Source organism: Glutamicibacter endophyticus, assembly GCF_048457885.1.
GTDB lineage: Bacteria > Actinomycetota > Actinomycetes > Actinomycetales > Micrococcaceae > Glutamicibacter > Glutamicibacter endophyticus.
Window position 1 is genome coordinate 2,767,679 of the sequence record NZ_CP174200.1, and the last position, 14,837, is coordinate 2,782,515.

Below are 14,837 nucleotides of genomic sequence, written 5' to 3' on the forward strand. Positions count from 1 at the left end.
TCAGTCAAAAGCTTTATCGAGAATCATTCTACCTATAGTTGAGAATCAATCGCAATTGGAGTGGGTGTCGCGCGTGCGCTACGACGCCCATGCGCCCCACCGGTACCGGTAGCCTTCACCACGATCACCGCAATCGCGGTGGTCACCGGGATGGCCAGCACCAGGCCGATGGAGCCAATCAGAATGCGGATCACCTCTTCGGCCATGCCGCCGGTACCCAGCGTCGTACCGAAACTCTGATCGCTCAACGCCGCAATGGCCAAAACCGGCAGGGCCGCACCCGCGTAGGCAAAGGCAATGGTGTAGACGGTCGAGGCAATATGATCCCGCCCAATGCGCATCCCCTTAAGGAACAATTCGGAGGCCTTGGCGTGCGGGGCAGTTTCGGCCAGCTCCCACACCGTGGCCGACTGCGTAATGGTCACGTCATTCAGCACACCCATGCCACCGATCAACAGTCCACAAATCAACAGGCCCGGAAGTGAAACCTGGGGCGCCACGGTAGATAGCGTCATGGCATGTTCGTCATTGGCTCCGGTCAGCGCCGCCGCGTCGGTCAACCACACCGCCAGCCCGGCCGTCACCGCCAACCCGAACAACGTCCCGAGTAGCGCCGTCGAGGTTTTCGCGTTGAGCCCATGGGCGAAATACAGGGCCACGAACATGATCGTCGTCGACCCCGTCAATGCGATCAGCACCGGGTTGCCGCCCTCCAGCAACGCCGGCACCATATAGGCCACCATGAACACCAGGCCACCGACCAGCCCGATCATCGCGCGCGTCCCACGCCAACCGGCCACCAGCACCACGACCAGCGCGTAGGCCAGCGCCAACAGAATCATCGGTAGCGTGCGCACATAGTCGACAAACACATAGGGCGCGCCCGAGGTGGTGTCCACCGCCGAAAGGTCCAAATAGCGCAATTCATCGCCGGCCCGCGGTTGCCGGGCCTGCAACTGCTCGGCCGGAATCTCCAGCTGAATCTCCGCCCCACCATCGGAGGGCATCACATAGGTGACCGTGCAACTCAGGGTTTTGCCCCCGACCTCCTCCAGGCCCTGGCTCGAGGGGCAATCCTGCTCCAGCGAGCGAGTCACCGTGCCGGTCTGCATGGAGGCTCCCCCGGCAACATCCATCGAACCGTTCAGTGCGAAACGGTCATAGCTGCCCTGCGGCCACAACACGATCACCATCACCAGCGCCAACGCGCCGACGGGGGCGAGTAGCGCCCACAAGATAATCGAGGCGCGTCGGCGCCGGGCCGGGTCGATGAGGATCGCTTGATCGTGACTGTGGCTGTGGCCCACTACTGCCGCGCTCCTTGCTTGAGACAAAAGGGAAAGTACCTGCCAAGTGTAGCCATTTAGGATGAGCCCACATATCCTCCGTAAGAGTCATGCACGGCGTGCCGCGCACAGGAAAGAATAGAGCCATGCACGAGCACGATGCGCCTTTGGCCTACCACCGACTCCTTCGCCGCGACCACCGCTTCCGGTGGTGGCGTCCGCTGGCCCTGGGCGGCACCACCCTGGGCTTCTACACGGTCCTGCTCATCGCGGCGTTCCTGGTCGTCTTCATTTCGGCCATGTTCAACCCGGCCTTCTGGATGGAGACCGACGATCCGAGCACCCCGTTTGACAGCATCGACATGGGCAGCCCGCCCGTTTTCATCTTCACGATGGTCTCGCTGATCGCGCTCATACCGGCGGTGCTGCTGGCCTACGTCTTGCTCGGCCCGAAACCCTGGGGCGTCTTGCTCTCCGTGGCCGGAAAACTACGCACCCGCTGGCTGCTGGTGGCCCTGGGCCTCTGCCTAGCCAGCTATGTGCCCTATCTAGCCCTGGTGCTGGGGATCGAGGCGATCGGCGCGGGCACTCTGGCCCCGCAGTTCGAACCTCCCGCCGCTCCGCTGACGCTGGCGCTGCTGATCATTCTGCTCGTGCCTTTTCAGGCGGCCGCCGAGGAGCTGGTCTTCCGTGGCCTGCTCATGCAGGCCGTCGGTAGCTGGCTGCGCCATCCGGCCTTCGCCATCCTCTTGCCGATCCCACTATTCACCTTCGGGCACCTCTACGACATCTACGGCATGCTCGACGTCACTTTCTTTGCGGTGGCAGCCGGTTACCTCACCTGGCGCACCGGCGGACTGGAAGCCGCCATTGCCTTGCACGTGGTGAACAACGTGAGCCTGTTCCTGCTGGGCACCGTGGGCTACGCGGACCTGAACCAAACCGAAGGCACCCTCGAAAGCCTGCTCATTTCCGTCGGCTTCATGGCCATCATGACCTACATCCTCGTGAAGGCCGCGACCCGGCTCGGGATCCAGCGCACCGCCGATCCGCTGCCTCCGTTGCCACCACGCCCACCGATGGATCCGCGTGGACCGTTCGGGGCGCCGGCACCGACCTGGCCAGGGGTGCCGAATCCCTACGCTCGCCCCACCCCGCCGCCGGCCACCGGAGACGGCGAACCGGGGGCGCCACTGCCACCGACCCAGCACTAAGCAACGCGAAGGGCCGCAACTCTCACAAGAGAGTTGCGGCCCTTCCGTCTACCGCGTAGCTACCCTGCTAGCTCACCCGCGGCCACCGCAGCAGTGCGGCAATGCCCGCCCCGTCGGGCAACACTTCATCCGGCACATAACGAATGGTCGCATCGGTCAACGCCGTGGCCCGCAACAGCACCTCGGGTGCCGGCCAGGAACCGAGCACCAACTCGGCGTGATCATCCGAATCCTCACAGGCCAGCCAAGGTTCGGAGCTCAGCGCACGCAAGGTGTGCTCATCCTGATAGCGTCCCACCAGCACCGTGTCGGCCTGCGCCAACTGCAACGCCCCCACCACCTCGTCGATGCCCACGGCCAGCTGCGCGCGGCCGTTTGCATCGCGTTCGGCTAGCTTCTGCTGCAGCTCCTTGACGGAGGCCTCATTGACCGACTCCACCAGCTCGGCGATGCGTGCATCCACCTGGCGCGGGTCGGCACCACCGGTGCGCGTATGCGCGTCGATGACCTCAACCAGCGGGCGTAGCGCCACCGGTAGCATCCCGGCCACCGTTTCCCGCGATTTCACATCGCCCGAGAGCACAATGAGACGCACATAGTTATCGGTGGCCATCTGCGTAATCAGCTCGGCCACTTCCTCTGCGTTGCGTCGGGACATCTCATCGGCCGCGGCCTGTGCCTTGGGCTGGTCGTAGGCCCCGGGAACCTTGCGGGCCCGGTGCGTATCCTCCGGGTCGCCGACGATTCCGCCGGAATCCAGTCGGTGCGGGGCGGCGGTGTTATACAGGTGCACCTCGCCGCCGTCACGACCGACCTCGGCCACCAGATAGGAAAATGCGCCACCGCGGGCGCGGGCCAGGGCCACAAAGTTCGGGAACTGCCCGCAGTCCACCTCCGGTGCGTCCACCGACAGCCCCGGAATCACCTCATCAAGTTCCACCTGCCCGTCGCGCACGGCAACGAATCGGGCCACCGGGGCGCGCAACCCCGGCGCCGGACGAAGGGCTTGGGTCACCGCCTGGATGTCTCGCGGATCCGCCTGCTGGCTCGTCAAGATTTTTGCCACCTTCTCGGGTAGCTGGTCGGCGGCTTCCTGCGCCGCGGTAGTGCCCAAAGAGACGTCCGCCAAGACGGTGCACCAGGGGCCGGATTTCCGATAGAGCGAGGCGTCAATTCCATTAGAATCCGCGCGCAATGCCATGCTGACTCCCTTCAAGGCGCGGCAGCAAGCCGCGCCGCGACTAGATCCGTGTGACTAACCTAACACCCCGTTCGCGGCTTTTGAAGAGTTGCGCCCAGCGCCGTTTTCCCCCGGCCGCCGATGGCCCCATTTCACCGGGCGCACCGGCTTTCGCCGGTAGCTAAACACCGAGGACCAGCGTCGCGATCCCGAGGTAAATCAGCAGGCCCATCGCGTCGACCAGCGTGGAAATAAAGGGGTTGGAGAATACCGCCGGATCGACCTTCAACGCCTTGCCGATCATCGGCATGACGCCGCCGACGCTCGCGGCCAGGGTGCACAGCGCCAACAGCGTCAGCCCGATGACCGCGCCGATTGACCAGCCAAAGAGCACCCCGGTGAGCAGGCAGCCCAAGGTGCCCAGCACTGCGCCCAGACACAGTCCCACCAGCGCCTCGCGCACCAGCACCTTCACCACGTCGCGTACCCGCACATCCCCCATGGCCAGCGCCCGGGTGACCGTGGTCGCGGCCTGATTCCCGGTATTCCCGCCAATGCCCACCAGCAGCGGGACGAAGAGGCTGAGCACCACCATGCTCTGAAGAACTTGCTCGAAGCCCGAGAGCACCTGCACGGTGAGCGTGGCGCCAATCGCCAGCACGAAGAGCCAGACGATGCGTGAACGCACCAGGGCACGCACCGGGGTGTTCAGGTAGGCGCGGCGTAGCGGTTCACTACCGGAGCCGCGCGCGGTGCGTTGCGCTTCGGACTGCTCGCGCAGCGCCACCGCGTCGTTCAGGCTGAGCACACCGACCACCCGCTGCTGGGTGTCCAGTACCGGCACGAGGAGCATCTTCTGTTCGACGGTGCGCCGCGCGGCGTCGTCGGCCGGCTCGCTGGCCTGCACCGCGTAGGCCTCGGTGAGCAGCTCGGAGATCAGCGTCGACTCGGCAGCGCCAAGCAGTTCGCGCAGCGAGACCACTCCGGCGATACGTCGCTGCTCGTCGGTCACCACCAGCGTGTATACGCTCTCGGCCGTGTCGAGTCCGGCGCGCACCCGCCCCATCGTCTCGGCCACACTCAGCCACGGATGGGTCACCACAAAATTTGGGCTCATCATATGTCCGACGACACCCGGCTCGTAGCCGAGCAGCACCTTGGTTTTGGCGCGCTCGCTCTCCCCCAGTCCCTGGAGCAGGCGTGCGGCGATGCCGGCGGGCAATTCATCGAGCAGCGCCACGCGTTCCTCGACATCCAGCGCAGCAAACACGGCGGCTACGTCGGAGTCTTGGAGCCCCTGAAACAGGTCCGCGCGCAGCGCCGGTTCGAGATGTTCAAAGAGTTCGACGGCGCGGGCCCGGTCCAGCAGTCGAAAAACGATGGCGGCGCGCTCGGAGGGCAGTCGGCGAATGAGCTCGCTGACCGCGTAGGCGCTCAGCGGAGCCAGCCGGTCGGCCAGTTCGCGCAGTGCGGCGGCGTCGAGTTCAGCCTCCAGCAGCGACTCGATGGGTGAAAAGTCGACCATTACTTCTTGCGTCATGACACACACTCACTTGGGATTATGCGCGCCAAAGGTCACTCGGCAGAGTAACGCGGGGCAGAATCGCCCCGATTGAAATGGTGGACTTATCCACCGTTATCACTGAGTGTCAGCTCTTGCGCGCGGCATAACTATTCGGAGGCGCGAGCGCAGATCAACGTCGCTAGTGGCTCAGAGAGAGGCCAGCGGAAGGTGAAATGGGCATCGCGCGTAGCTAGATCGACTGCGACTGTCGTCCATATTCATTCACCTCCCGTACTTTGTGGGCACTACAGATCGGCACCAAAACTAGGTCTATCACAGACCGGAGCAGAAACTCCATGCTACATGAGGCAGATCACGCCCCATTAACAAATGCGGCCTCTGGTCCGCGGTGCGAGGCAGGTGCCATGCTGGGGGCATGAGCGTTACCTACTTGCTCGTGCACAGCCCCTTGGTCGGCCCCGCAACCTGGGACGCGTTGGCCGCGGACCTGCGCGCCGACGGTCACAGGGTCACCATCCCCGACCTGCGCGATACGCTGGAGGGCGGGCCGCCGTACTGCGCCCGGCAGGTCGCTGCGGCCGGTCCTCGTGGGCCACAGCGGGGCGGGACCGCTGTTGCCGGCGCTTGGTAGCGCGTTGGGGTCCGTCGCGGGATATGTCTTCGTCGACGCCGGCCTGCCCACTCCCGGTCGAAGCTGGGCGGATGAGGCTCCGCCCGAACTCGTCCGGCAGCTGCGGAATATGGCCACCGAGGGCTGGTTGCCGCGCTGGTCGCGGTGGTGGGATTCCGAGACCCTCGCGGAGTTATTGCCCGACGCCGAACTGCGCGCACGCTTCGATGCGGACTGTCCACGACTGCCGATGGCCATGTTCGAGGAGAGCCGGCCGGTCGTGCCCGGCTGGCCCGATGCGCCCTGCGCGTACCTGCAACTTAGCGAGGCCTACCGGGAGCAGGCCGAGCGCGGCGCCACCTTGGGCTGGCCGGTGACGACCCTGGCCAGCGATCACCTGGCCCTGCTCACCGATCCGCACCCCGCACGCGTGGCCCTCCTCGAGCTGACCCGTCGCATCTCGGACTGAGCTCCCGCGCCATTCCCACGCGGCTCGTACCCGGGGCCGCGACGGCCTACGCTCATTAATAAGCCGCAGGCTTCCATTAACGACGAACGCGGCCCACCCGCCAAGCGAGTGGGCCGCGCCAAACTGTTACCGAGCTAGCATTCGACGACGTTCACGGCGAGGCCGCCCATCGCCGTCTCCTTGTACTTATCGCTCATGTCCTTGCCGGTTTCGCGCATCGTAATGATGACCTCGTCGAGGCTCACGTGGTGCTCACCGTCGCCCATCAGCGCCATCTTAGCCGCGTTCACGGCCTTCGAGGCGGCAATGGCGTTACGTTCGATGCACGGAATCTGCACCAGACCACCGATCGGGTCACAAGTCAGGCCCAAGTTATGTTCCATGGCGATCTCCGCGGCGTTCTCCACCTGTGCCGGGGTGCCACCGAGCACCTCGGCCAAGCCGCCGGCGGCCATAGACGAGGCCGAGCCCACCTCGCCCTGGCAACCAACCTCGGCACCGGAAATGGAAGCCTGCTCCTTATAGAGCACGCCCACGGCACCGGCGGTGAGCAAGAATCGAATCACCGCATCGTGCTTCTCTTCTTCATTCCAAAACTTGGCACCCGGGGCATAGTGGGTCGCGTAGAACAGCACCGCCGGGATGATTCCGGCCGCGCCGTTGGTCGGAGCGGTCACCACGCGGCCACCGGTGGCGTTCTCCTCGTTGACCGCCAGGGCCACCAGGTTGATCCACTCCTGCCAGTAGACCGGATCGCGGTCCTTATCTTCCTTGCGCAACCGCTCATGCCACTCCGGGGCGCGACGACGCACGTTCAGGCCACCTGGTAGCACGCCGGTGCGTTCCAGGGCCGAATCCTTGCACTCTTCCATGACGTTGAAGATGTGAATCAGTCCGGCGCGAATCTCCTCGCGGCTGCGGAAGGTCTCCTCGTTGGCCATCATGATCTCGGCAATGCTCTTGCCGGTATCGGCCACATGCTTCAGCAGCTGCGCGGCCGTAGAAAACGGGTAGGGTTGCTCCGAGATTTTCGCTTCGAGGTTCGCCTCGAGGCGTTCCTCGGCTCCCTCGCGCACAATGAAGCCGCCACCGACGGAGAAGTAGGTTTCGTTCGCCAGCTCATTGCCGTCCGCGTCCAGCGCGATGAACTTGACCCCGTTGGTATGCCGCGGCAGCACCGTGAGCGGGTGCTGGATCATATCCGGAATGCCATAGCTAATGTCTTTGCGGGCGCCGAGCTGCTCGGCCAGGCGCAACGTGCCGGAGCTTTCCATATCGGTCAGACGTTCGTCGACCTGGGCCGGAAGAATAGTCTCGGGTTCGAAGCCCTCGAGCCCGAGCATAATCGCAGTGAAGGTGCCGTGCCCCCTACCGGTGGCGGCCAATGAACCGTAAACGTCGATACGCAACGAGTCGAGCTGGGCTAGCTTCTCCTCGCGATGAACCTGCGATATAAACGCGTGCGCAGCACGCATTGGGCCCACCGTGTGGCTCGACGAGGGGCCAATTCCGACCGAGAACAGATCGAAAACACTGATCGCCATGACGGCACTTCCTTAGAACTATGTGTGGTTAGCTCCATGCTCATTTTGAGCATGGAGGTAGCTCAAGGGCCCGGGCAGTTGTTGTTGACTGCTCCGGGCCCTTGCAACGTTTTAGGCCGAAGCTATTCGGATACCTTTGTCAGTTCTGGGTACAGCGGATGCGCAGCAGCCAAAGCCTCCACACGCTCACGCAACCCCACCAACACCGACTCATCACCCTCAGCACCAGCAATCAACGCCTGCGCAATCACCTCAGCAACCTCCGCAAACGCCTCCTCAGAGAACCCACGCGTCGCCAACGCCGGCGTACCAATCCGCAACCCCGAAGTCACCATCGGCGGACGCGGATCATTCGGCACCGCATTACGATTCACCGTAATCTCCACCCGCGCCAACAAATCCTCAGCCTGCTGACCATCCAACTCAGACTCACGCAAATCCACCAACACCAAATGCACATCAGTACCACCGGAGAGCACACTAATACCCTTCGCCGCCACATCAGCCTGCATCAAACGATCCGCCAAAATCCGAGCCCCAGCCAACGTCCGCTCCTGACGCTCCTTAAACTCCGGCGAACCAGCAATCTTAAACGCAACCGCCTTACCAGCAATCACATGCTCCAACGGACCACCCTGCTGACCAGGGAACACCGCCGAATTCAACTTCTTCGCAATCTCCGCATCATTCGAGAGAATAATCCCACCACGCGGACCAGCCAACGTCTTATGCGTCGTCGAGGTCACCACATGCGCATGCGGCACCGGCGAAGGATGCAACCCCGCCGCCACCAAACCCGCAAAGTGCGCCATATCAACCCACAAATACGCGCCGACCTTATCCGCAATCGCACGGAACCGCTCAAAATCCAACTGCCGCGGATACGCCGACCAACCAGCCACAATCATCTTCGGCTGATGCTCCACCGCCAAACGCTCAACCTCGTCCATGTCCACCACACCGGTATGCTCATCCACACCGTAGGCCACCATGTCGAACAAACGACCCGAGAAGTTCAACTTCATCCCATGCGTCAAGTGACCACCATGCGCCAGGTTCAACCCCAACACCGTATCCCCCGGACGCACCAACGCGTGATACACCGACGCATTCGCCTGAGCCCCCGAATGCGGCTGCACATTAGCAAACGCCGCACCAAACAACTCCTTCAAACGATCAATCGCAAGAGTCTCGATCACATCGACCTCTTCACAACCACCGTAATACCGGCGACCCGGATACCCCTCGGCATACTTATTCGTCAACACCGAACCCTGCGCCTGCATCACAGCCTGCGCCGTATGGTTCTCCGAGGCGATCATCTCCAGACCACGCTGCTGACGTGCCAACTCCGCATCAATACGAGCCGCCACCTCCGGATCCAACTCCGCCAAGGACTGCGTCAACGACGCCGGGGCAAGAGATTCAAAAGTCTTGTTGCTCATTACTCTACGTTTCCACCGTTCGCGCTTGCGTAGTCGACTGCCGAAAGCAGCGGGCCTTCCTCGGACACCTCGACGGTAAACAGCCAGCCGGCACCGTAGGGGTCTTCGTTCAGCAGGGCCGGGTTGTCGATGGCTTCCTGGTTGATCTCAACCACGGTGCCGGAGACCGGCGAGTACAGGTCGGAAACCGACTTGGTGGACTCGACCTCACCGCAGGTGTCACCGGCGGTAACCTCGCTACCAACTTCCGGAAGGTCGACGTACACGACGTCGCCCAGGGCGTCGGCAGCAATCTGGGTGATGCCGATCTTGGCCGGGGAAGCAGCGTCGACCCACTCGTGCTCTACCGAGTAGCGCAATGACGAAAGAACTTTACTCACGATGTATTCCTCTCCCAAGGGAATTTGCAGGATGCATCAGCATCCCGTCTTCATTAACGTTACTTGGAGCGCGTGTAGAACGGCAGTTCGACAACGACAAATGGCAGCGTCTTACCGCGCAGCTCGACCTCGAGCTGCGTGCCGACCTCGGCAAATTCGGCGTCGACGTAGGCCAGGGCGACCGGGTAGCCCAGGGTCGGCGAGGGTTGACCGCTGGTGATCTCACCAATGACCGAACCTTCGTGCACCACCGGGTACCCGCCGCGGCCGGCACGCTTACCCAGACCCTTCAGGCCCACCAACTTGCGGGCCGGAGTCTGCTCGCGCAGCGGTTCCAGTGCCTGGCGTCCGACGAAGTCTTCTTCCTTCTTGAAGGAAACTACCGGGCCAAAGCCGGCGTCGAAAGGGGTGCGCTCCTCGGAGAGTTCGTTGCCGTACAACGGCATCCCTGCTTCCAGACGCAGCGAGTCACGGCAGGCCAGACCGCAGGGCAACAGCTCGTGCTCGGCACCGGCGGCGCTGAGCTTCTCCCAGAGGGATTCGGCCAGCTCGTTCGGCACGATCAGCTCGAAGCCGTCCTCACCGGTGTATCCGGTGCGGGCCAGGGTCACCGGCAGTCCGCCGAGGGTCAATTCGACGGCGGCGTAATATTTCAGGTCGTGAACCGCGGTGGCGGTCGCCTCGTCGGCGGCCAGCTCGCGCACGATGGCCTCGGCGTTCGGGCCCTGCACGGCGATCATTGAGGTGCGCGCCGAGGCGTCGTCCACCTCCACGTCGAAGCCCGCGCAACGTTCGGCCAGCGCGGCGGCGACACGCACGGCGTTCCCCGCGTTGGGCACCACCAGGTAGCGTTCCTCGCCGAGGCGGTACACGATCAGGTCGTCGACGATGGTGCCACGCTCGTTGAGGATCAGCGAGTACTTGGCCTTGCCGACCTTCATCGGTGCGAAATTACCGGCCAGCGCCGTGTTCAACGCGGTGGCGGCCTGCGGGCCACTGACGTACACCTCGCCCATATGCGAGAGGTCGAAAATGCCCGCGGTGCTGCGCACGGCCTTGTGCTCGGCCAGCTCCGAACCATACTTCAGCGGCATATCCCAGCCGCCAAAGTCGGTGAAGGAGGCGCCCAGTTCTGCGTGCTTGGCATGCAGCGCGGTGTGCTTAATCTCGGTCATGGCGTTTCCTAGTCTTCGAAGGCTTCGGGGGCCGGGCAGGAGCAGATCAGGTTGCGGTCACCGGCGGCACCGTCGATGCGGCCAACCGGCGGGAAGTACTTATCCTGACGTAGCGCAGGGACCGGGAAGACGGCCTGCTCCACCGAGTACTTGCGATCCCAGTTGCTCGAAACCACCGCGGCGGCGGTGTGCGGGGCGCGGCGCAGCGGCGACTCCGCGGCCTCGTACACCCCGGCGAGCACCTCTTCCATTTCCTGGCGGATGGTGATCATCGCCTCGATGAAACGCTCGATCTCCCCCAGGTCCTCGGACTCGGTCGGCTCGACCATCAGGGTGCCAGGCACCGGGAAGGCCAGCGTCGGGGCGTGGAACCCGAAGTCCATCAGGCGCTTGGTCACGTCCTCGGCGGTGATCCCGGTCTTCGCGGTCAGTTCGCGCAAATCGAGGATGCACTCGTGGGCGACGAGCTCCTGGTTGCCGGTGAACAGCACCGGGAAGTGCTCGTTCAGGCGGCGGGCGATGTAGTTCGCGTTCAAAATGGCGTGCTTGGTGGCCTCGGTCAGCCCCTCACCACCCATCATCGCAATGTAGGCCCACGAAATCGGCAGCACACCGGCCGAACCGAACATGGTCGACACCACCGGCACACCATCGCGCATGCTGTACTGACCGTTGGGGTCGCCGGGCAGGAACGGCACCAGGTGCTCGGCCACGGCCACCGGGCCAACACCCGGGCCACCGCCACCGTGCGGGATGCAGAAGGTCTTGTGCAGGTTCAGGTGGCTGACGTCGCCGCCGAACTTACCGGGCTGAGCCAGGCCGACCAGCGCGTTCATATTCGCACCGTCGATGTACACCTGGCCGCCGGCGGCGTGCACCTTGTCGCACACCTCGCGCACGTCGGTGTCGAACACCCCGTGGGTGGAAGGGTAGGTGATCATGATCGCGGCCAGATCGTCGCTGTGCGCGGCGATCTTCGCGTCCAGGTCGTTAGCGTCAATGGTGCCATCCGCGGCGGTTTTGACGACGACGACCTTCAGGCCGGCCAGCACCGCGCTGGCGGCGTTGGTGCCGTGCGCAGAGGCCGGGATCAGGCAGACATTGCGCTGGCCCTGGCCGTTGGCCTCGTGGTAGGCGGCGATGGCGTGCAACCCGGCGTATTCGCCCTGCGAACCGGCGTTGGGCTGGATGGAAACCCCGGCGTACCCGGTGATGGTGGTCAACCGGTTTTCCAGATCGGCGATCAGTTCACGCCAGCCGCTGGTCTGCTCGGCCGGGGCGTAGGGGTGAATGGAGGCGAACTCCGGCCAGGTGATGGATTCCATCTCGGCGGTGGCGTTCAGCTTCATGGTGCACGAACCCAGCGGGATCATGGTGCGATCCAGGGCCAGGTCGCGGTCGGCCAGCTTGCGCAGGTAGCGCAGCATCTGGGTTTCCGAACGCATGCTGTTGAAGATCGGGTGGGTCAGGTAATCGCTGGTACGCACCAGCGCTTCCGGGATCTCGAAGCCCTCCGGGGCACTGAGCTCCACCCCGAAGACCTCCAGCAGGGTGCGCACGGTGGCGGCGGTGGTGGTCTCGTCGGTGGAGATGCCCACGCGCTGGGCGTCCACGGCGCGCAGATTGATCCCGGCGTCCGCGGCGGCGGCGATCAGCTCGGCGGCGCGCTCGGTGCGCACCACCACGGTGTCGAAGAAGGACTCGGCGGCCAGCTCGTAGCCACCGGCGGCCAGCGAGGCGGCCAGCACGCGGGCGTGCTCGTGGGTGCGGCTGGCGATCTGCTTCAGGCCGGCCGGGCCGTGGTACACCGCGTACATCGAAGCGCACACGGCCAGCAGGGCCTGGGCGGTGCAGATGTTGCTCGTGGCCTTCTCGCGGCGAATGTGCTGCTCGCGGGTCTGCAGGGCTAGGCGGTACGCCGGAGCACCGGCGTCGTCGGTGGAAACACCCACCACGCGCCCGGGCATGGAACGCTCCAGCCCCTGACGCACCGCAATGTAGGCGGCGTGCGGGCCACCGAAGAACAGCGGCACACCGAAACGCTGGGTGTTGCCCACAGCAATATCGGCCCCCTGCTCGCCCGGGGCGGTGATCATGGTCAGCGAGAGCAGGTCGGCGACGACGGTCACCATCGCCCCGGCCTCCTTGGCGGCGGCGATCACACCGGAGTGGTCGCTCAACGCGCCGTCGTTCCCGGGCTGCTGCAGCACGATCCCGGAAATATCTTCGGCCGGCAGCGGCTCGGTGCTCAGGTCCAGCACCCGGTATTCGAAGCCCAGCGCCTCGGCGCGGCCCTCGATCACCTGCAGGGTCTGCGGGAACAGGTTGGCATCCAGCACGGTCAGGCCGTTGGCCTTCTTCTTGTTGGCGCGGCGCATCAACAGCACGGCCTCGGCGGCGGCCGAGGATTCATCCAACAGCGAGGCGTTGGCGATCGGCAGCGCGGTCAGGTCCATGATCATGGTCTGGAAGTTCAGCAGCGCCTCCAAACGGCCCTGCGAAATCTCCGGCTGGTAGGGGGTGTAGGCGGTGTACCAGGCCGGGTTCTCCACGATATTGCGGCGGATCACCGGCGGGGTGATGGTGTCGTAGAACCCCTGACCGATCATCTGGGTCTTCATCACGTTCTTCGAGGCCAGCTCGCGCAAATGCGCCAACGCCTCGGTTTCGCTCAGAGCCGGCGGCAAGTCCAGCGCGGACTCCTGGCGAATGTCGGCCGGCACGGCGGTGTCCACCAGCTCGTCCAGTGAGCCGTAGCCCAAGGTCGAAAGCATGGTGGCGACGTCATGGCCGCGCGGGCCAATATGGCGGGAGGCAAATTCGTCGGCGCGTAGGCCGGCGGTAACCGTTGATGTGGTCATGGTGGCGAAAAACTCCGGTGGATCGGTCATGGCATATGCCAAAGGAAGGTCTTTCCCTCCCCACCCTGTTGCACAACCTGAGAGTTTTACGTACCCGGTAGACGATACCGGCCACTTGCACCTTCGGTGAGCCGGGGCAAACCGGCTACTTTCCAGAGTTGCCTCGTGATGGCGGTACGGGGGCCTGAGAGTTTCCCTGGGGAGGAAATTGCTCCTTCGGCGCCCATCCATGGCGTGAACGGGACTCTCCCGCCATCCGTCGAAGGCGTCGCGGCGCTCCCATGGGGCGCGCCACCAACAGCTATGATACCGCTCACCGCACCCGCACGCCAAGCACGGGTTTCGCTATCCGGACAGGCGCACATACTCCGGGTAGCGGGCGCTGAGCCGGTCCCCCGAGGAGGTCCCGCGCAGCCGCCGCTGCACCCACGGCACCAGGTGTTCGCGCGCCCAGCCCAGGTCCTCGCGCAACCGTTGCCCGCGGGTATTCACCGGCAGCTCGGCCAGCTGAGGCGGCTGAATCCGCCCGGGCAGCTCGGGGGCGACGATCCCGGCCTGCGCCAACACCCCCAGCACCTTCTGCGCCATTAACGTATGCCCGGCCTCGTTCATATGCAGCCGATCCACCGCCCAGTAGCGCAGGTCCGAAAATTCGCGCCAGCGCCAGTAATCCGCCAGCAGCGCCCCATATTCGTCGGCCATCGCGCGCACCAGCTCGTTGTACACCGCGGTGCGCGGCCGGGTCTTCGAGAACAGCGGCGAATCAACCGTGTCGAAACCGGTGAACAACACCACCTGCGCCCCGCTGGCGCGCAACCGGCGCACCATCCCGCCGTAGCCGCCGAGCAACGAATCCATATCCACGCTCGGGCGCAGAATATCGTTGCCTCCGGCATACAGCGTCACCAAATCCGGGCGCAACGCCAGCGCCGCATCGAGCTGCTGGTTGATCACCTGGCCGATCTTCTTCCCGCGCACCGCCAGATTCGCGTACTGCCAGTCACCCTCGGCGCAGAGCACCTCGGCCACCCGGTCCGCCCACCCGCGCACCTGATTCGGCCGCTCGAGGTCGACGTCCCCCACGCCCTCGGTGAACGAATCGCCCAGCGCCACAAACTTCTGTACCACCTGTACCTGCTTCCTGTTGA

At 64.5% G+C, this 14,837-nt stretch carries 12 protein-coding genes and 1 riboswitch; of the genes, 3 read left to right on the forward strand and 9 right to left on the reverse strand.

Annotation, left to right across the window (positions count from 1 at the left end):
* Window positions 1-32: 32 nt before the first annotated feature.
* Window positions 33-1,307 carry a YibE/F family protein gene (locus ACJD00_RS12895; RefSeq protein WP_418907333.1) on the reverse strand — a complete coding sequence of 425 codons (1,275 nt, stop codon included), beginning with the start codon at window positions 1,305-1,307 and terminating at the stop codon, window positions 33-35.
* 125 nt (window positions 1,308-1,432) lie between these two features.
* Here ACJD00_RS12895 and ACJD00_RS12900 point away from each other — a divergent pair, with 125 nt between their 5' ends.
* A complete protein-coding gene (locus ACJD00_RS12900; protein WP_418907334.1) occupies window positions 1,433-2,500 on the forward strand; it encodes a lysostaphin resistance A-like protein in 1,068 nt (355 codons plus the stop codon).
* A 67-nt stretch (window positions 2,501-2,567) separates the two neighbouring features.
* Here the strand turns inward: ACJD00_RS12900 and ACJD00_RS12905 are convergent, their stop codons facing one another.
* Window positions 2,568-3,701, reverse strand: a complete 1,134-nt coding sequence (locus ACJD00_RS12905; protein WP_418907335.1) for a hypothetical protein — start codon at window positions 3,699-3,701, stop codon at window positions 2,568-2,570.
* 160 nt (window positions 3,702-3,861) lie between these two features.
* A complete protein-coding gene (mgtE, locus tag ACJD00_RS12910; protein WP_418907336.1) occupies window positions 3,862-5,220 on the reverse strand; it encodes a magnesium transporter in 1,359 nt (452 codons plus the stop codon).
* A 400-nt stretch (window positions 5,221-5,620) separates the two neighbouring features.
* Between mgtE and ACJD00_RS12915 the strand changes: the two genes are divergently transcribed.
* Window positions 5,621-5,836, forward strand: a complete 216-nt coding sequence (locus ACJD00_RS12915; protein WP_418907337.1) for a hypothetical protein — start codon at window positions 5,621-5,623, stop codon at window positions 5,834-5,836.
* Window positions 5,793-6,284: a hypothetical protein gene (locus ACJD00_RS12920; protein WP_418907338.1), complete on the forward strand. Its 492-nt coding sequence runs from the start codon at window positions 5,793-5,795 to the stop codon at window positions 6,282-6,284. The genes ACJD00_RS12915 and ACJD00_RS12920 overlap by 44 nt, the downstream gene beginning before the upstream one ends.
* A 134-nt stretch (window positions 6,285-6,418) precedes the next feature.
* Here the strand turns inward: ACJD00_RS12920 and ACJD00_RS12925 are convergent, their stop codons facing one another.
* The 6 genes from ACJD00_RS12925 to ACJD00_RS12950 all read right to left on the reverse strand — a co-directional run bounded on the left by ACJD00_RS12925 (window position 6,419) and on the right by ACJD00_RS12950 (window position 14,817).
* Window positions 6,419-7,828, reverse strand: coding sequence for an L-serine ammonia-lyase (locus ACJD00_RS12925; RefSeq protein ID WP_418907339.1), 1,410 nt, complete (start codon window positions 7,826-7,828; stop codon window positions 6,419-6,421).
* A gap of 122 nt (window positions 7,829-7,950) precedes the next feature.
* Window positions 7,951-9,273 carry a serine hydroxymethyltransferase gene (gene glyA / locus ACJD00_RS12930; RefSeq protein WP_418907340.1) on the reverse strand — a complete coding sequence of 441 codons (1,323 nt, stop codon included), beginning with the start codon at window positions 9,271-9,273 and terminating at the stop codon, window positions 7,951-7,953.
* Window positions 9,273-9,653 carry a glycine cleavage system protein GcvH gene (gene gcvH / locus ACJD00_RS12935; protein WP_418907341.1) on the reverse strand — a complete coding sequence of 127 codons (381 nt, stop codon included), beginning with the start codon at window positions 9,651-9,653 and terminating at the stop codon, window positions 9,273-9,275. The genes glyA and gcvH overlap by 1 nt, the downstream gene beginning before the upstream one ends.
* Window positions 9,654-9,712: 59 nt before the next feature.
* Complete coding sequence (gene gcvT / locus ACJD00_RS12940) at window positions 9,713-10,828, reverse strand: glycine cleavage system aminomethyltransferase GcvT (protein ID WP_418907342.1); 1,116 nt, start codon at window positions 10,826-10,828, stop codon at window positions 9,713-9,715.
* A gap of 8 nt (window positions 10,829-10,836) precedes the next feature.
* Window positions 10,837-13,689: an aminomethyl-transferring glycine dehydrogenase gene (gcvP, locus tag ACJD00_RS12945; protein WP_418909336.1), complete on the reverse strand. Its 2,853-nt coding sequence runs from the start codon at window positions 13,687-13,689 to the stop codon at window positions 10,837-10,839.
* A 162-nt stretch (window positions 13,690-13,851) separates the two neighbouring features.
* Window positions 13,852-13,951: riboswitch (glycine riboswitch) on the reverse strand.
* A gap of 83 nt (window positions 13,952-14,034) precedes the next feature.
* On the reverse strand, window positions 14,035-14,817 hold the full coding sequence (locus tag ACJD00_RS12950) for an SGNH/GDSL hydrolase family protein (RefSeq protein ID WP_418907343.1): 783 nt from the start codon (window positions 14,815-14,817) through the stop codon (window positions 14,035-14,037).
* Between the last annotated feature and the right edge of the window lie 20 nt (window positions 14,818-14,837).